Origin of the sequence: Streptomyces griseochromogenes, assembly GCF_001542625.1 — a bacterium.
In the GTDB taxonomy this organism is placed as follows: Bacteria; Actinomycetota; Actinomycetes; order Streptomycetales; family Streptomycetaceae; genus Streptomyces; species Streptomyces griseochromogenes.
On record NZ_CP016279.1, the window covers coordinates 9,793,433 to 9,810,790 of the forward strand.

The following is a 17,358-nucleotide window of genomic DNA, read 5'->3' on the forward strand; positions in this document are numbered from 1 at the left end:
AAGGGCTCACGGAGCCCCGCCGACCCGGCTCGGGCGGACGTAGAGCCGGACGGCCACCTCGCCCTGCACTAACTCCCGCCCGGGAACGAACTCCTGCGCGAGGACGGCGAGTTTGGCCCGCTCGACGTGGCTGCCCGGCTTCCAGCGCCCGGCGAGCAGATCCCGGTCGGCGACGACCCACACCCGGTCGAGCCGGGCCATCCGGCGGCGCAGGGTGCCCGGGTCCACCTCCCGCCCGTACAGCGTCCCGGACTCGGCCCCGCTCTCCGCCAGGGCCACGTCCCGGGCCCCCCGGAACGCCCCCGGGTAGGCGAGCGCCACGTTCCGCGCCTGCGCCGGCAGAAAGAGCACGGAGTCCCCGGCCCGCAACCGCCGCGCGGCGACCCGGGAGACAGCGGCGAGGTCATCGGGCCGGCGTTCGGGGCTGCGGTCATCGCGAAGAAGCGGGAACTGCTGGACAAGGACGAGCACGAGCCCGAGAACACCGGCCAGTCCAGCCACCTGCGACGGCCGACCGAGCCACCGGACGCCGACGATCAGCGGGCGCCGCACTCGTCCGGGTCGGGGGACGGCAGGCGGGGGGTGGGACGAGTGCGGCCCGTTCAACGCCCCACCGTCATGCGGACGGTCGCGCGGTGCGGGGCACCTCTTCGGCGGTTCGTCGTCGTGTGGGCAGTCGTTCCGCAGGGCGACGGGGGGCCCGCCACTCGAGCGGAGCCGAGAGTGGGGGAGGGCGGGCACACGGCGGCCGGCGGCCGGCAGGCGGCCGAGTGCCCCGGCCATCCGCTCAGCCCCCGCCGCCACCAACACCGGCGCCCCCGACAGGGCATAGAGCACGTACCGGTCGACGTACAGCGGCGAAACCTGCGACACCAGCATCAACGCGACCGGCGGCACCACGGCCAACGGCAGACAGACCCCCGCGCAGGTCAGCTCCCCGCGCCGCCCCGCCAACCCCGCCAGCCCCAGCACGGCCAGCCCGAGACACGTCCAGTACATCCCGTCCGCCGGCCCGAGAAACGTCCGCAGCAGACCCTGCGCCGTCTCCACCGTCGGCACCCGCAACCACGCCACCTGCGCCGACTGTTCGCGCGAGACGAGCACCATCGGCAGCAGCGCCAGCGACACCGTGCCCGCCGCACACCCCCACCCCCGCCACACCCGCACCCCCGCCCGGGCCAGCGCCAGCGACACCGCGTGGGCGAGCAGCAGCAGGACCGCGAACTCGTGCAGCCAGCAGGTGACGCCGAGGACGGCGCCGTACCCCCACCAGGACCCCCGCCGCACGGCCCGGACGAACAGCAGCGTCGCCCACGTGGCGCCGGCCGCGACCAGGGCGTAGGAGCGGCCCTCCTGCGCGTAGTGACCGGCCATCGGCGAGATCGCGTACAGCAGCCCGGCCCACAGCCCGACGCGCGGCCGGACCAGCCGGGCACCGAGCGCGGCCACCAGGCCCGCGGTGAGGGCCGCCGCGCAGACGGACGGAAGCCTGAGGACGACCTCGCCGGGGTGGACGGCGAGGACGGCGTGCATGAGGAGGTAGTACAGGCCGTGCACCGCGTCCACCTCGTGCAGCAGCCGCCAGATCTGCGGCACCGTACGGCCCGAGACCTGGAAGGTGACCGCCTCGTCACGCCACATCCCGCCGCGGTCCAGACCCCAGAGCCCGAGCGCGAACATCACCAGCGCGGGCACCGACACGGCGACCGCGTGCCGGTCGCGCGAGGGGACGCGGCCCGGCGCATCGGGCGCACTCGGCGCACCACTCGCCGCATCGGTCGTTGTGCCGGTCGGTACGGCGGCCGCCGCTGCGGCGGCCCTGCGCGACTGCGGTTTCACAAGAGGCCTGAGGTTCACCACGGCTCGATCTTTTGCGATTACCCAACCTTTTCCGCTCATTGACGGCGTATCGGCATGGATACACCATCCGCGCGCATTAGGCTCCCACGTGATGAACCGTCCCCGTGTCACCCCCGGCCCGGTCCTCGCCCTCACCGTCGTCTGGCTCGCCACCCGCGCGCTCATGCTGTGGCTGCTCACCCACAGCAGCGCACGCCTGCTCGGCGGGGGTTCGGTGACACGTGAGGTGTGGCGGTTGTACGTCCACTGGTACGACGTCCTGTCGCACGGCGCGTTCCCGGCACACGACACCACATGGCAGTACCCGCCCGGCGCGGGCGTGGTGCTGCTGGCTCCGGGCCTGCTGCCCTGGTTGACGTACTTTCAGGCGTTCGTCGTGCTGACGCTGGCCGCGGACGCGCTGGTCGCGGCGGCACTGGTCCGCGTGGGGAAGCGAGCGGGCCGCAGCCTGCTCGGCGCGGTCCTGTGGACCGGCGGTCTGCCGCTGCTGCTGCACCTGCCGCTCGCCCGGTACGACGTGCAGGTGACCGCGCTCGCCGTCCTCTCCTTGCTGACGCTGGCGCGTTCCCCGCGTTCGGGCGGCGTGTTCGGAGCACTGGGCGCACTGGTGAAGGTGTGGCCGGCGCTGGTGCTGCTGGGGACGCCCCGGGGGCGTACGTCCCGGACGGCGTGGACGTGGGCGGCGGCGGTCGGGGCCGCGACCCTGACCCTCCTGGCGATTTCGTTCAACAATTCACTCGCCTTCCTGCGGGAGCAGGGCGGGCGGGGTGTACAGATCGAGTCGCTCGGCGGTACGGCGCTCAACCTGGCGCGGCACCTCGGCTGGCACGGCCGGTCCCGTTACCAGTACGGCTCGATCGAACTGACCGGCCCGCACGTGGCCGCCGTCGCCGGCGCCTCCCTCGGGCTCACGGCGGCCGCCTTCGGGCTGCTGCTGCTGTGGCGGGTGCGGGCGCGGCACTGGAGCGAGGCCACACCGTTCGACGCCGCGCTGAGCGCGGTGCTGCTGTTCACCGCCACCAGCCGGGTCATCAGCCCGCAGTACATGGTCTGGCTGCTCGGCCTGGCCGCCGTGTGCCTGACCTCGCGGTACACCAGCCAGCGCCCGGTGGCCCTGCTGGTCCTCGCATCGAGCGCGCTGAGCAGCGTGGTCTTCCCGATGTACTACCGCGAGGTGGTCGACGGCACCTGGACGGGCTGCCTGCTGATGCTGGCCCGTAACGGACTGCTGGCGGCCGCGGCGGTGCTGTCCTTCGTCCGCCTGTGGCACTCCGCACGGCCGCCCGCCGGAACCTCCGCAGCCGCGACGGAACCCCGACCCGATTCCGACCGTCTTCAGGATCGAGCGCTAAGCGTCTCTTAACAGCTTATTACCGAAGATTTCTACGCTCCCAGCCTGTGGAATCCATGCTTCCTGACCCGCCCGCCCCAGAGCCGACCCCACAGGTCGGCGTCGTCGTCATCGGCTACAACGACGCCGCCCACGTGGCCGACGCCGTGCACTCGGCGCTCGGCCAGGGACCGGCCGTCGCAGAAGTCGTCGCCGTCGACGACTGCTCCACCGACGGCAGCGCCGAGCTGCTCGCCCGGCTCGCCGCCGAGGAACCCAGACTGCGGGTGGTGCGCCGGGAGGTCAACAGCGGCGGCTGCGGCAGCCCGCGCAACACCGGGATCGACGCGGTCACGACACCGTACGTGATGTTCCTGGACAGCGACGACGTGCTGCCGCCCGGTGCGGTGGACGCGCTGCTGGCGGCGGCCACGCGGGCGGACGCCGAGGTCGCGAGCGGTCTGTGCGTGCGCCGTGAGCTGCCCTCGGGGAGCGAACAGCCCTGGCAGGAGCCCCTCTACGCGGCACACACCGTCCTCGCGCAGCCCGCGCAGCGGCCGCGTCTGGTCCACGACACACTGTGCGTCAACAAGCTGTACCGGACCGACTTCCTGCGCGGGCACGACATCCGCTTCCCCGAAGGGCGCTTCCTCTACGAGGACATCGTCTTCACGGCGCGCGTGCTGGCCGCCACGCCGCGCATGGCACTCGTACCGGACCTCGTGTACGTGTGGCATGTGCGCCGGTCCGCCGAGCGGCTGTCGCTCTCCCTGGACCGGGGGCGCATCGACAACTGGAAGGCGCGTACGGAGGCCTGCGCGCTGGCGTACGACATTCTGCTGGGCGCCGGCCAGAAGGAGCTGGCGCGGGCCACGCGGGCCAAGTTCCTGGACCATGAGGTGCGCATGTACGCACGCGAGCTGGGGTTGCGCGACGCGCACTACCAGCGCGCGTGGTGGGCGCACACCCGGGAGTATCTCGCGCGCTACGACGCCGCCGACTGGGAGCTGAACCCGACGGCACCCGGCCGACTGCTCGCCCGGGTCGTCCTGGAATCCCCCGAGCCGAGCGACCTGCCCCGTCTGAAGGAGCTGGCCGCCCGCCCGGCCCGGCTCCTCCCGCCCTACGCCCGGGTCCCCGACGGCACGCCCGTCTGGTCCACCGACCTCCCCCAGGTCACCCTCACCCCCTTCCTGACCCGCCCGCCCCGCCAGCTCCCGCTCGCCGTGGACGGCGAACTGCGGCCGCGCGCACGTGGCACCCGCCTGCGCCTGCGGCTGCACGAGCTGTACGGGCGGATGGCCGAGGCCGGGCCGCAGGAGGTGGAGGTGGAGTGGCAGCACAGGGAGAGCGGGCGCACGGCCCAGCGCGCCACGGCCGCCTTCACACCCTCCGGCGAGGACGGCTGGTCGGCCGAGGTGTCCGTCGACCTGGCCGCGCTCGGCGCGGGCACCTGGGATCTCGGCCTGACCGTGCGCTTCGCGGACGGCACCTGCCGGGATGTCACGGCGCACGCCCTCACGGGCGCCGGCCGGCTGAGCCGCCGTGCCGTCCCGAACGTCCGGCACGGTGTGCTGCTGGTCCAGCCGTACGCCACGCACTCCGGCGCCCTCGCCCTGCGCGTGGCCACCGGGATCCGCGGTGTCATGACGATCGCCGGGGGCCGGCTGCGCCGCCTGCTTCACTGAGAACCGGGCCGCACGGCACACACACGGGACCGAGACAGAGCCACCGGCCGCCACCGGCCGGTCGACGAGGGGACAGCAGTACATGACCTGGCTGATCACCGGCGGCGCCGGATACATCGGGGCGCACGTCGTACGCGCGATGGCCGAGGCGGGCGAGCGGACGGTGGTCTTCGACGACCTGTCCACGGGCGTCGCCGAGCGCCTGCCGCAGGAGGTGCCCCTGGTGGTGGGCTCCGTCCTGGACGGCGAGAGCGTGGCCCGCGCCCTGGCCGAGCACGAGATCACCGGGGTCGTCCACCTCGCGGCGAAGAAGCAGGTGGGCGAGTCCGTGGACCGGCCGCTGCACTACTACCGGGAGAACGTGGAGGGCCTGCGCGTCCTGCTGGAGGCGGTGACGGCCGCGCGCGTGCCGTCGTTCGTGTTCTCCTCGTCGGCGGCGGTGTACGGCATGCCGGACGTGGACCTCGTGACCGAGGAGACGCCCTGTCTGCCCCTGTCCCCCTACGGCGAGACCAAGCTGACCGGCGAGTGGCTGGTCCGCGCGACGGGCCGGGCGACCGGCATGGCGACCGCGTCCCTGCGCTACTTCAACGTGGCGGGCGCGGCCACCCCCGCCCTGGCGGACACGGGGGTCTTCAACCTCGTCCCGATGGTCTTCGAGAAGCTCACCGAGGGCGCTCCCCCGCGCGTCTTCGGCGACGACTACCCGACCCCCGACGGCACCTGTGTCCGCGACTACATCCACGTGGTCGACCTGGCCGAGGCCCATGTGACGGTCGCCCGGGCCCTCGGCTCCACGCCCGGCCACGACCTGACCCTCAACATCGGCCGCGGGGAGGGCGTCTCGGTCCGCGAGATGATCGACCAGATCAACGCGGTCACCGGCTACGACCGCGCCCCCACCGTCACCCCGCGCCGCCCCGGCGACCCCGCCCGGGTCGTCGCCTCCGCCGACCGCATCGCCACGGAGCTGGGCTGGACGGCGAAGTACGACGTCCAGGACATGATCGCCTCGGCCTGGGAGGGCTGGGTACGGCTGCATCCGGAGGCGGCGCGGTCGTAAGCTCCCCGGATGACCGCCCCCTCGCGCACCGAACGCGCCGTCGGCGCCCTGCTCGGCTCAGCCGTGGGCGACGCCCTGGGAGCGCCCTTCGAGTTCGGTCCCGAAGGCGCCTTCTCGGCCCGCTTCCCGTATCCCGGGCACGGCGGCGAGATGTGCGGGGGCGGCGGCTGGGACCCCGGTGAGGCGACCGACGACACCCAACTGGCGGTCCTGACCGCCGAGTCGCTGCTGGAACGCGGCGGCCTGGACCTGCCGGACGTGTTCCGGCGCTTCCAGCGGTGGGCGGCGGCCGATCCGAAGGACATCGGCCTGCAGACGGAGGCGGTCCTGAGCAGTGGCGCTCCCTGGGACACGGCGGCGGCCGAGCACTTCCAGGTCAGCCAACGGGCGGCCGGCAACGGGGCGTTGATGCGGGCGGCCCCCTCGGCGGTCCGCTTCGCCCGCCACGGCCGCGAGGCCACGATGGACGCCGCCCGCCGTCTCTCCGCCCTCACCCACGGCGACCCCGCGGCCTGGGAGGGCACGGCCGTCCTCCACGAGCTGATCCGGATCGCCCTGACCGGAACGGACCCGCTCACCGCCGTACCGGCCACCCTGACCGCGCTCCACCCCGACCACCGCGACCGCTACACGACCGTCCTCTCCCCCGGCTGGCACCCGGACCTGGCCACAGAGTTCAACGGAGCGGTCTGGCCCTGCCTGGGCTCGGCGCTCTGGGCGCTGCGCACGACGAGGTCCTACGAGGAAGCGGTCCGCGCGGCGATCGACCTGGGCGGCGACACGGACACGGTGGCGGCGGTCACCGGGGCGCTGGCGGGAGCGGTGTACGGCAGCGCGGCGGTGCCGCTGCGCTGGGCGGAGGCGGTGCATGTGCCGTTGCCGGGGTTCGGGGGGCGGATACTGCGGGCGCCGGATCTGCGGGAGCTGGGTCAGCGGTTGGCGTAGCGGACAGCGACCGCCGCCGTGCGGGTAGCCGCCGTCGCCATGCGGGCCGTCCTCCGGCTGCGGGCGCGCGGTGGCCGGTCGCGCAGTTCCCCGCGCCCCTGGGGAGTCACAGCGGCCGTACCCGCATCCGCGCCGCAACACCTGCCGGCACCCTCACAGCGCCTTCAGCGCACCCGCCGTAGCGCGTGCCAGCTTCTCCAGGTATCCCTTCGGCAGCTTCGGGGAGCGGATCACCACCGAGCGCCAGTACAGCGGACCGGAGATCAGATCCAGTGCAAGATCGGCGTCGACCCCGGCCCGCACCTCACCCCTTCGCTCCGCCGCCGCCACGATCTTGCTGGCAACCCCCTCCTGCCCGTCCCGCAGCGCCTTCTGCATGGCCTCCGCGATATCGGGATTGCGGGCCGCCTCCGCCTGCAGATCGGGAATGATCTGCGAGGCGACGGGGTGGCGCAGGGCGCGGGAGGTGACCTCGTACAGGAGGCGGAGGTCGCCCTCCAGGGAGCCGGTGTCCGGCACCGGAAGGCCCAGTACCGCCATCGCCGACACCACGTCCAGCACCAGGTGCAGCTTGGAGCGCCAGCGTCGGTACACCGCCGTCTTGCCGACGCCCGCCCGCCGCGCGATGCCCTCGATGGACATACGGGCATAGCCGACGGCCGCCAGCTCCTCGAAGACGGCCGCGCGGATGGCCTCGGTCACGTCCTCCCGGAGCACGGCGGCCCCGGCGGGGGCCCGGCGGCGCGCACGCTTCGGGGCCTCGTCGGCGTTCGTCGTCATGCGGACCAGCATAGGGCGTTACGACGAAACGGTTGCGTTCCGACGGTCGATGGTTCTACGCTCACGTTGCGACGATACGGTCCCGTCCCGTCGTAAGAGAACGTGAAGAGAAGCGTAAGGAAACGCCGGACGACGGAGGGGGACCGCTCGACCCCGGCGGCAGCCGGACGCACCCCCCTCCCCCGAGCGAAAGCAGCGGATGTGAGCCAGGTCCTCCACACACCGCCCCCGACCCAGGTCCCGGCCGACGACGACCTCGCGGCGCTGGCCGCCCGACACGGTCTCACGGTCAGCGGCGCCCGCCCCTCCCTGCCGGAGTACGTCCACCAGCTCTGGGCCCGCCGCCACTTCATCACCGCCTTCGCCACCGCCAAGCTCACCGCCCAGTACAGCCAGGCGAAGCTCGGCCAGGTCTGGCAGGTCATGAACCCGCTGCTGAACGCGGCGGTCTACTACTTCATCTTCGGCGTGCTCCTGGGCACCAGCAAGGGCGTGCCGGACTACATCCCCTTCCTGGTCACGGGCGTGTTCATCTGGACGTTCACGCAGAGCTCGATCATGGCGGGCACCCGCGCGATCTCGGGCAACCTCGGCCTGGTCCGCGCGCTGCACTTCCCGCGCGCCTCGCTGCCGATCTCCTTCTGTCTCCAGCAGCTCCAGCAGCTGCTGTTCTCGATGACCGCGCTGGTCGTGATCATCCTGTCCTTCGGCATCCCGATCACGCCCCGCTGGCTGCTCGCGATCCCCGCGCTGATCCTGCAGTCCGTCTTCAACGCGGGCGTGTCGATGATCATGGCTCGATGGGGCGCCAAGACCCCGGACATCGCCCAGCTGATGCCGTTCGTGCTGCGCACCTGGATGTACGTGTCCGGCGTGATGTGGAGCATCAGCAAGCTCACCAAGAAGGACAACCTGCCGCACATCGTCACGGTCCTGCTGGAGACCAACCCGGCCGCCGTCTACATCGACCTCATGCGGTACGCGCTGATCCACAGCTTCCACGGCAAGCAGCTGCCCCCGCACGTGTGGGCGGCAGCCACCGGCTGGGCCCTGCTCGCCGGGATCGGCGGCTTCATCTACTTCTGGAAGGCTGAGGAGACGTACGGCCGTGGCTGAGCAGACCCCCCAGAACACCGACATGATCCCCACCGTCGTCGCCGACGCCGTCGACATCGTCTACCGGGTCAACGGCACCGGCGCGGGCCGCGGCTCGGCCACCGCCGCCCTCAACCGCATCCTGCGCCGCGAGAAGGCCGAGAAGGCGGCGGGCGTGCGCAAGGTGCACGCGGTGAAGAAGGTCTCGTTCGTCGCCTACAAGGGTGAGGCGATCGGGCTCATCGGCACCAACGGTTCCGGCAAGTCGACGCTGCTCAAGGCGGTCGCCGGACTGCTCCCGGTGGAGAGCGGCCACATCTACACCAACGGCCAGCCCTCACTGCTCGGCGTCAACGCGGCCCTGATGAACGACCTGACCGGCGAACGCAACGTCTACCTCGGCGGTCTCGCCATGGGCATGTCCCGTGAGCAGGTCAAGGAGCGCTATCAGGACATCGTCGACTTCTCCGGGATCAACGAGAAGGGTGACTTCATCACCCTTCCGATGCGGACGTACTCCTCCGGCATGGCCGCCCGGCTGCGCTTCTCCATCGCCGCCGCCAAGGACCACGACGTCCTGCTGATCGACGAGGCGCTCGCCACCGGCGACCGCAAGTTCCAGGTGCGCTCCGAGGAGCGGATTCGCGAGCTGCGGCAGCACGCGGGTACCGTCTTCCTGGTCAGTCACAACAACAAGTCGATCCGCGACACCTGCGAGCGGGTGCTGTGGCTGGAGCGCGGCGTGCTGCGCGCGGACGGGCCGACCGAGGACGTCCTGAAGGAGTACGAAGCCTTCACCGGCGACAAGAGCGACAAGACGGCGAAGAAAGTGACGCCGAAGCAGACGGAAGCGAAACCAGGGGCGACGAAAGTCCCTCTTCCTTCCTGAGCACCCCTCTTACCTCAGACGCGGTTATCCCTTTCATACTTCTAGTGACAGTATGTTATGAAAGGTGCCTCCCTGAGACGACGAGCCGAAGGAGTCCCCAGCGATGCCCCAACTCAGCATCATCGTCTACGGGCCGAACGCCCAGGGGCATCTGACCGAACTACTCGACTCGCTGGAGGCCAGACCGCTTCCGGACGCCGAGGTGATCGTCGCCGCGGTCGGCGACTGGGCACGGGAGACGGCCGAGGGCCACTCCCCCGAAACGGTCGTGGTGTCCCTGCCGGACGGCACCGGTGACGCGGCGGCCCGGGCGGCGGGAGCCGCGCGGGCGTCCGGCCGCTGGCTGCACTTCGTGCACGCCAAGGACGGCCTGCCCGCCGGGGCGTCCCGGCTGATCGCCGAGCGCACGGCCGAACTGGACGACACCGCCACCGGCGCCCCCGTGGACGTGCTCCTCCTCGACCACGTCACCACCACCTGGCAGACCGCCGCCGCCACCTCCCGCGACGGCCGCCTGCTGGCCGGCGCCGGCCGCGCCGACCTGGCCCTGAACGAGGCTGCCGACCTGCTGCGTCTGACCCCGCTGCTCGGCACCCGCGCCCTGCGCACCGCCTTCTGGCGGGCGCACGAAGAGCAGCTGACCACCGAGGACGAGCCGTACGCCGCCCACGCGGCCCTGCTGCACGCCGACCGCGTCGCCTGTCTGAACCAAGTGGCGTACGAGCACCGCAAGCTGCGCCCCGAGAGCCTGCCGCAGCTCGCCCCCGAGGTCCGGTTCGCGCTGATCGACCGGTACGAGTCGCTGCTCTCGCTCGCCAAGGACCGCCGCGCCACCCGCGCGGTGCTGTACGACCTGATGGTCCGCGACCTGGTGCGCACCTTCGCCGGCGAGGACCTGCCCGACGCGGTGGCCCGCGAGTTCTTCCGCCGCGCCTCCGTGGCCGCGGTCCGCTGGCGCCCCGAGGGCCATGAGCGCCCGGCCGGGATCGAGGGCGTCCGGCACGCCCTGCTCGAAGAGGGCGCCTACACCAAGTACCGCGCCTTCCAGGCCGCCAACCGCAGCCGCCGCGCCGCCAAGAAGGCTGTACGGACCCGAAAGCGCCAGCTCGGCGCGAAGCTCCGCGACCAGCAGTACCACAGGGCGCTCAGCCGTCCCGTCGACCCGAACCTGGCCGTGTTCGCGGCCTATTGGGAGCGCGGGGTCTCCTGCAACCCGGCCGCGATCGCCGCCAAGCTCGCCGAGCTCGCCCCGCACATCCGAAGGGTGTGGGTGGTGAACAAGGAGAACGCGGCCCTGCTGCCGCCCGGCACCGACCACGTGATCCCCGGCACCCGCAGCTACTGGGAGACGCTGGCCGCCGCCAAGTACCTCGTCAACAACGTCAACTTCCCCAACGCGGTGGTCAAGCGCCCCGAGGCGATCCATCTGCAGACCCACCACGGCACCCCGCTCAAGCGCATGGGCCTGGACCAGATGGAGCACCCGGCCGCCGCCAAGGGCCTGGACTTCGCCGCGCTGCTGGCCCGCATCGACAAGTGGGACTACAGCGTCAGCGCCAACAGCCACTCCACCCGTATGTGGGAGCGCGCCTACCCGGCCCGCTACACCTCGCTGGACCACGGCTATCCGCGCAACGACGTCTTCTACTCCGCCACGGCGGCCGACGTCCGCGCGGCCCGCGAGCGCCTCGGCATCGCCCCCGGCAAGACGGCCGTCCTCTACGCGCCGACCCACCGGGACTACGAGGCCGGCTTCACCCCGCGCCTCGACCTCGCCGCGCTCGCCGACCGCCTCGGCGAGGACACGGTCCTGCTGGTCCGCGCCCACTACTTCTACGGCGGCGCCGCATCCCCGCTGACCGGTCTGCGCCGCTCCGGCCGGATCATCGACGTCTCCTCCTACGACCCCGTCGAGGAGCTGTGCCTGGCCGCCGACGCGCTGGTCACGGACTACTCGTCGATCATGTTCGACTACGCCAACCTCGACCGCCCGATCGTCGTCTACGCCGACGACTGGGAGACGTACCGGACCACCCGGGGCGTCTACTTCGATCTGATGACCGAGGCACCGGGCCAGGTGGCCCGCACCCAGGAGGAACTGGCGCAGATCTTCCTCTCGGGCAACTGGCGCGACGAGAGCGCGGCCAAGGCGCGCGCCGCCTTCCGGCGCCGGTTCTGCGAGTACGACGACGGGCGCGCCGCCGAACGGGTCGTGCGCCGGGTCTTCCTCGGCGAACCCGAGGAGGCGCTGCCCCCGGTACTCCCGATCGAAGAACGCACCCCCGCCCCGACCCCCGAGGAGGCCACGGCATGACGACCCCCGACGTCACGGTGACGGTCATCGTCTACAACGACGCGGCCCGGCTCCCCCGGGCGGTCGCCTCCCTGCTCGCCCAGACCCACTCCAACATCGAGATCGTCATCAGTGACGACCACTCCACCGACGACACGCCGACGGTGGCACGTCAGCTGGCCGCGCAGGACCATCGCATCCGCTACCTGCGCCTGCCGGAGAACAGCGGCGGCTGCAGCGCGCCGCGCAACCGGGCCATCGAGATCGCCCGGGCGCCGTATCTGATGTTCCTCGACAGCGACGACGAACTCCCGCCCCGCGCGGTCGAGTTGCTGCTGGCCGCGCACCGCGAGCGCGAGGTGGACTTCACCATGGGCGCGGTACGGCGGGTACGGGTGGACAACGGGCGCCGCTCGACCTGGATGCCGCACCTGGTCGCCGAGCACCGCACCGTGGAGGGCATCGATTCCGACCCCCGGCTGCTGTTCGAGCACCTGTCGACCAGCAAGATGTACGCCCGCGCGTTCCTGGACAGCCACCAGCTCCGCTTCCCCGAGGGCATCCACTACGAGGACCAGCTGTTCTCGGCACAGGCGTACTGCCTGGCGAAGGCGTTCACGATCATCCCGGACCCGGTGTACGTGTGGTACATCGACCCGTTCGCGGCCGCGGCCTCGGCGTCCATCTCCAACCAGCGGCACAAGGTCACGAACGTCCGCGACCGCGTGCATGTCCAGCGGCTGATCGACGACTTCCTGGTCAGCAGCGGGCATGCCGGGCTGCGGGAGGACAAGGACTTCAAGTTCCTCAAGCACGACTTCCGGATGTACGCGGGTGATCTTCCCTACCGGGACGACGAATGGCTGGAGGCCTTCGCCGAGATCATGAACCCGTACCTGGAGACGCTGGCCGACGGCGCGTTCACCCGTCTGCCCCGTACGGAACGGGTCGTTCTCCAGCTCCTGCGCGACGGCCGACTGTCCGACGCCCGGCTGGCGGCTCGGGGCCTGGGGCATCCGGTGGCGCCGCGGCATGTCACCGGCGACGACTCCGGCGCCACGTACTGGGGCGAGATCGTGCCCTCGGACGACCGGGCCCGCCGCGAACTGGACGTGCGTGACCTCGAGCTGGACACCCGCCCGTTCCCCCACGCCCACTTCCGGCACGAGATCACCGAGCTGACCCCGGGCCCCGGGGCCACCCTCACCCTCGCGATCCGCACCTACGACCCCGGGCTGCGACTCCCGGTGGGCCCGCAGCGCGCAAGTCTGGTGCTGGCTCCTTCCCGCCGCCGTATGACGGTTCCCTTCCGTCTGGACCCGATCCGTCCCGGCGTCTTCGAGGGCCGTGTCCGGCTCGACCTGGCGGCGGCACAGCTTTCCGTGCAGGGCTTCGACGGAGTGCGCCACCCGCTGCTCCGCCTGGTACAGCAGGGCCTCGCCCACTCCGGTCTGCTCCTGGCGCCCCTCGACTTCACGCCCGTCAGGGCCCGTGTCGACTACCGCTCGGGCGCCACTCCCCACGAGATCACCGTCGAGCCGGAGGGCCGCAACCCCGGCCGCCTCCAGATCCGCTGGCGCCCCGTGGGCATGACGGCCCGTGTCATCCGCCCGGTGATCCGGAAGGTGGCTCGCCCGAAGGTCCGCAATGCGGCGCGGCTTGTGGCGAGTGTGCTGAGGTAGTTTCCGGCCGCTTTTCACCTGCGGGCGCGTGGGGGGCTGATCGCGCAGTCCCCGCGCCCCTGGGGAGTTGCAATGCCCGCAGCTGCACGGCTCGCGCAGCTGCGGGCAGTCGTGTCTCTCCCCCCCATTACCGTCTTCGTGGCCCCGCAACGGGGTTACCGGCCTTCGGAGTTGGCATGACTGCCTCCCCTTGTCGAGTGCATGGCCTGGGGGGTGGTGTCACCAGCTCCGGAGGCACTGACAGACCGCTGATTAGGGGCATGACCACCGGCCTTTCCCCAGGTCGGGAGGCTCTTCGTAATGTGGATGTGGCGATCAGTGCCGTGGCAGGGCCGGACGAGTACGACCGGAGGACACTGCACGTGATCGACACCCGCGACATCGACGTCTACCTCGGCCTGGACGTGGGCAAGGGCGAACACCACGCCACCGCCGTCACCCCGGCCGGCAAGAAAGCCTTCGACAAGCGGCTGCCCAACAGCGAGCCCAAACTCCGTGAGGTCTTCGCGAAACTGCAGGCCAAGCACGGCACCGTCCTCGTGGTCGTCGACCAGCCGGCCACGATCGGGGCCCTGCCGCTGGCCGTCGCCCGCGACATGGGCTGCCAGGTCGCCTATCTGCCCGGCCTCACGATGCGGCGGATAGCCGACCTCTACCCCGGCGAGGCCAAGACCGACGCCCGCGACGCATTCATCATCGCGGACGCAGCCCGCGCCATGCCGCACACCTTGCGCTCGCTCGACCTGGACGACGCCACCGTCGCCGAGCTGGAGATGATCGTCGGCTTCGACGACGACCTCGCCGCCGAAGCCACCCGACTGTCCAACCGGCTCCGCGGCCTGTTCACCCAGGTCCACCCTCACCTCGAACGCGTCCTGGGCCCGCGCATGCAGCACCCCGCCGTGCTGAAACTGCTCAGCCAGTTCGGCTCCCCAGCCCAGATCCGCAAGGCCGGACGCCGAAGGCTGATCACCCTGATCCGCCCCAAGGCTCCCAGGATGACGGAACGGCTGATCGACGAGGTCTTCACCGCACTCGACGAACAGACGGTCATCGTCCCGGGCACGGACGCAGCCGCGCTGATCGTCCCCAGCCTGGCCGACTCGCTCCAAGCAGTCCTCGACCAGCGCAAACTCCTCGCTCACCGGATCGAGGAACTCCTGGAGGCCCACCCTCTTTCCCAGGTCCTGATGTCCATGCCCGGCATCGGCATCAGGACCGGAGCCCGCATCCTCATCGACGTCGGCGACGGCACCAACTTCCCGTCCGCCGCCCACTTGGCCGCCTACGCCGGCCTCGCCCCGGCAACGAGAAGCTCGGGCTCCTCGATCCGCGGCGAACAGCCCTCCCGCCGGGGAAACAAGCAGCTCAAGCGGGCTTTCTTCCTCTCCGCCTTCGCTGCCCTGGCCGACCCGACCTCCCGCACCTACTACGACAAGAAGATCGCCCAGGGAAAGCACCACACCCAAGCCCTCCTCTGCCTCGCCAGACGTCGGGCCGACGTGCTCTTCGCCATGCTCCGCGACGGCACCTTCTACCAACCCCCAACCCCGATCACCCCTTGACCAAAGTCATAGGGGCACCCCCCCGTGCCTCAAGGGCCTGGGGGGACCCCCAGGACGGCACGGGTAGGCGCAGCGGCGCCCTGCCAGTGCCGGTGAGCGTCCCCGCCCAGCACCGGCTCAGCGCTCCACTTCGTACAGCACCTGCCCCCGCGGGCCCGTGGCCACCTGCCGCAACCCCGCCTCGGCCAGCCCCTTCGCACCGACGACCCACCGCACCCGGTATTCACGCACTATCCCCCGCCGCACCTCGGCCGACGTACCCGCCGCGAAGTACCGCGTCACCGCCGCGTCCCGCCTCGCCTCATCCGGCAGGAACACATCGGGATACCCAGGCGCCACGGTGTACGGCCCGTACGCGGGAATCTGCCGCGCCGCAAACGTACGGGCCATGACCACATCCCCGTACTTCACCCACGGCGTGATCCACTGGTACCCCACCCACGGCTCCCGGTACTTCGCCGCGACCGGCCCGGGCAGCGCATCCCGCCCGACCGCATACCCGAGCATCCCCACCTGAGTCCACGCCCCCACGGCCAGCGCGGCGCCCAGCACACACGCCCATCCGACCCGCACCGCCCGCTTCCCCGCCGACACCGCCTCCAGCGCGGCCGCGAGCTGCGCCGGGATCAGCGCGGCGGGCAGGGCACGGCCCCACGAGTAGTGTCCGCTCAGCCCGCCCGCGGCGAACATCAGCGCGCCGAGCAGGAAGAAGAGCACCAAGGGATCCCAGCGGTCACGCCGCCAGCGCATGCCCAGCGCCACGATCCCGAGCAGGACCAGCCCGAACCGCGCGGCCAGATCGTCGTACAGCGGCCGGTGGATCGCTTCGAGATCCGCGCCCGCGGAGAAGAGCGCGAAGAAGTCGTAGTACGGCCAGAGCCCGAGCAGGAGCACGCCCAGGGCCAGCGCGGCGCCGAGCCGCGGCAGCACCCGCGGGGCCGGCCGCGCGGCGATCACCATGGCCAGAGCGCCGAGCGTCGCCACGACCCCGGTGAACTGGTGGCACAGCAGGACCAGCCCCCACAGCAGACCGAGCGCGAGCCACCTCCCCCATCCGGTCTCGCCCCGCAGCGCCCGGGTGAGCCACGCCCAGAAGTGGAAGGCGAGACCGAGCGCGAGCACGCTGGGGTACGCGACCGTCAGCGCGAGGGAGTTGAGCCCGAGGAAGCCACTCCAGTTGAACAGGACCGGGCCCCACAGGAAGACCAGGCTCAGCAGGGCCAGGGCGGGCGCGGCGCGGTGGGCGCTCAGCGTGCGGACGTACCGCCACACGCCGGTGACCAGCAGCCCGAGCCCGACGAGCGCGCCGATGCGCAGCACGTCGAAGACGGAGAGACCGGTGAGCTTGGCGAGGCAGCCGAGCACCAGCATCCACGGCGAGTAGTACGGGCTCGGTGTGTCGGCGTCGACCAGCGGGTTGCCGGGGTGGAGCAGGCTGTGCCGCAGCCGCTGCACGGTCGCCGCGTGCATGCCGAGATCGCCCGCCCAGGGCAGGCGGACGATCACCAGGAGCAGAAGGACCAGGACGAGCGCGGCGGCCGCCTGGGGCAGCGCCCGGCCGGCGCTCGCGGTACTAGGCGGGGCGGCGCGCATCCTGCTGGAACACCCACGTTCGGTAGACAAGGAAACGGAATGCGGAGGCGAGCACGATGGACAGCGCCTTCACCGCATTCGATTCGAACACACTGTTCAGGCCAAGCCCGTGATAACCGGCCCAGAACAGGCCGATTTCCATCACCACACCGATACCGCTGAAGACGAAGAACAGCACGATCTGGTTGCGCGTACGCGAGTCCCGGTCGCGATAGGCGAAATAGCGGAAGCCCAGGTAATTGGTCGCCATCGCGATACAGCTGGCCAGGACCGTCGCGGTCATCGCCTGCCGGCGCAGGCCGTGCAGCAGCAGATTGAAGACGAGGAAATTGACGAGGACACCGCTGCCGCCGACGACCCCGAACTTCACTACTTCCAGCACGACGCGCGTGACCGGCCGGTCCGGAGCCGGCGCGACAGGCGCCGGGCGGGTCTCGGTGAGGTTCACTGTCACAGCCCAGACCCTAGCCGAAACATCCCGATTAGCAGTAAACGGTAAATTCATTGCTCAGTTTTCCCTAAACATCGGCAAGCCGTCGGCAAGCCGGGGGCAAGACAGAGGGCGCCCCGGGCCA

The 17,358-nt window shown here is 71.4% G+C and carries 13 protein-coding genes; 9 read left to right on the forward strand and 4 right to left on the reverse strand.

The features are described 5' to 3' along the window. Nucleotides 1-6 precede the first annotated feature (6 nt). Nucleotides 7-1,680 (reverse strand): glycosyltransferase family 39 protein, encoded by a 1,674-nt coding sequence (locus tag AVL59_RS55345; RefSeq protein WP_237281963.1) that lies wholly within the window; start codon nucleotides 1,678-1,680, stop codon nucleotides 7-9. A 271-nt stretch (nucleotides 1,681-1,951) separates the two neighbouring features. On the opposite strand from AVL59_RS55345, the gene AVL59_RS42665 reads away from it, so the two are divergent. The 4 genes from AVL59_RS42665 (at nucleotide 1,952) to AVL59_RS42680 (ending at nucleotide 6,886) form a co-directional block, all read left to right on the forward strand. Then, nucleotides 1,952-3,223, forward strand: a complete 1,272-nt coding sequence (locus tag AVL59_RS42665; RefSeq protein WP_208870540.1) for a glycosyltransferase family 87 protein — start codon at nucleotides 1,952-1,954, stop codon at nucleotides 3,221-3,223. Nucleotides 3,224-3,267: 44 nt separating this feature from the next. Then, on the forward strand, nucleotides 3,268-4,878 hold the full coding sequence (locus AVL59_RS42670; protein ID WP_067315120.1) for a glycosyltransferase family 2 protein: 1,611 nt from the start codon (nucleotides 3,268-3,270) through the stop codon (nucleotides 4,876-4,878). An 82-nt stretch (nucleotides 4,879-4,960) separates the two neighbouring features. Beyond that, on the forward strand, nucleotides 4,961-5,941 hold the full coding sequence (gene galE, locus AVL59_RS42675) for a UDP-glucose 4-epimerase GalE (RefSeq protein WP_067315122.1): 981 nt from the start codon (nucleotides 4,961-4,963) through the stop codon (nucleotides 5,939-5,941). 9 nt (nucleotides 5,942-5,950) lie between these two features. After that, nucleotides 5,951-6,886: an ADP-ribosylglycohydrolase family protein gene (locus AVL59_RS42680; RefSeq protein ID WP_067315123.1), complete on the forward strand. Its 936-nt coding sequence runs from the start codon at nucleotides 5,951-5,953 to the stop codon at nucleotides 6,884-6,886. A gap of 153 nt (nucleotides 6,887-7,039) precedes the next feature. On the opposite strand, the gene AVL59_RS42685 is transcribed toward AVL59_RS42680, so the two are convergent. Beyond that, nucleotides 7,040-7,666 (reverse strand): TetR/AcrR family transcriptional regulator, encoded by a 627-nt coding sequence (locus AVL59_RS42685; RefSeq protein ID WP_067318441.1) that lies wholly within the window; start codon nucleotides 7,664-7,666, stop codon nucleotides 7,040-7,042. 201 nt (nucleotides 7,667-7,867) lie between these two features. Here AVL59_RS42685 and AVL59_RS42690 point away from each other — a divergent pair, with 201 nt between their 5' ends. The 5 genes from AVL59_RS42690 (at nucleotide 7,868) to AVL59_RS42710 (ending at nucleotide 15,190) form a co-directional block, all read left to right on the forward strand. Continuing rightward, nucleotides 7,868-8,782: an ABC transporter permease gene (locus AVL59_RS42690; RefSeq protein ID WP_067315125.1), complete on the forward strand. Its 915-nt coding sequence runs from the start codon at nucleotides 7,868-7,870 to the stop codon at nucleotides 8,780-8,782. 22 nt (nucleotides 8,783-8,804) lie between these two features. Then, a complete protein-coding gene (locus AVL59_RS42695; RefSeq protein WP_067318443.1) occupies nucleotides 8,805-9,650 on the forward strand; it encodes an ABC transporter ATP-binding protein in 846 nt (281 codons plus the stop codon). A 103-nt stretch (nucleotides 9,651-9,753) separates the two neighbouring features. Continuing rightward, nucleotides 9,754-11,964: a CDP-glycerol glycerophosphotransferase family protein gene (locus tag AVL59_RS42700; RefSeq protein WP_067315127.1), complete on the forward strand. Its 2,211-nt coding sequence runs from the start codon at nucleotides 9,754-9,756 to the stop codon at nucleotides 11,962-11,964. Next, on the forward strand, nucleotides 11,961-13,625 hold the full coding sequence (locus AVL59_RS42705) for a glycosyltransferase family 2 protein (RefSeq protein WP_067315128.1): 1,665 nt from the start codon (nucleotides 11,961-11,963) through the stop codon (nucleotides 13,623-13,625). Before AVL59_RS42700 ends, AVL59_RS42705 begins: the two co-directional genes overlap by 4 nt. A 362-nt stretch (nucleotides 13,626-13,987) precedes the next feature. Next, on the forward strand, nucleotides 13,988-15,190 hold the full coding sequence (locus tag AVL59_RS42710) for an IS110 family RNA-guided transposase (RefSeq protein WP_443732255.1): 1,203 nt from the start codon (nucleotides 13,988-13,990) through the stop codon (nucleotides 15,188-15,190). Nucleotides 15,191-15,307: 117 nt separating this feature from the next. Here AVL59_RS42710 and AVL59_RS42715 read toward each other — a convergent pair whose 3' ends face one another. After that, the gene (locus AVL59_RS42715) at nucleotides 15,308-16,783 is read right to left on the reverse strand and encodes a hypothetical protein (RefSeq protein WP_067315130.1); all 1,476 of its coding nucleotides are present in this window, start codon (nucleotides 16,781-16,783) and stop codon (nucleotides 15,308-15,310) included. After that, nucleotides 16,764-17,237 (reverse strand): GtrA family protein, encoded by a 474-nt coding sequence (locus tag AVL59_RS42720; protein ID WP_237281812.1) that lies wholly within the window; start codon nucleotides 17,235-17,237, stop codon nucleotides 16,764-16,766. The genes AVL59_RS42715 and AVL59_RS42720 overlap by 20 nt, the downstream gene beginning before the upstream one ends. Nucleotides 17,238-17,358 lie beyond the last annotated feature (121 nt).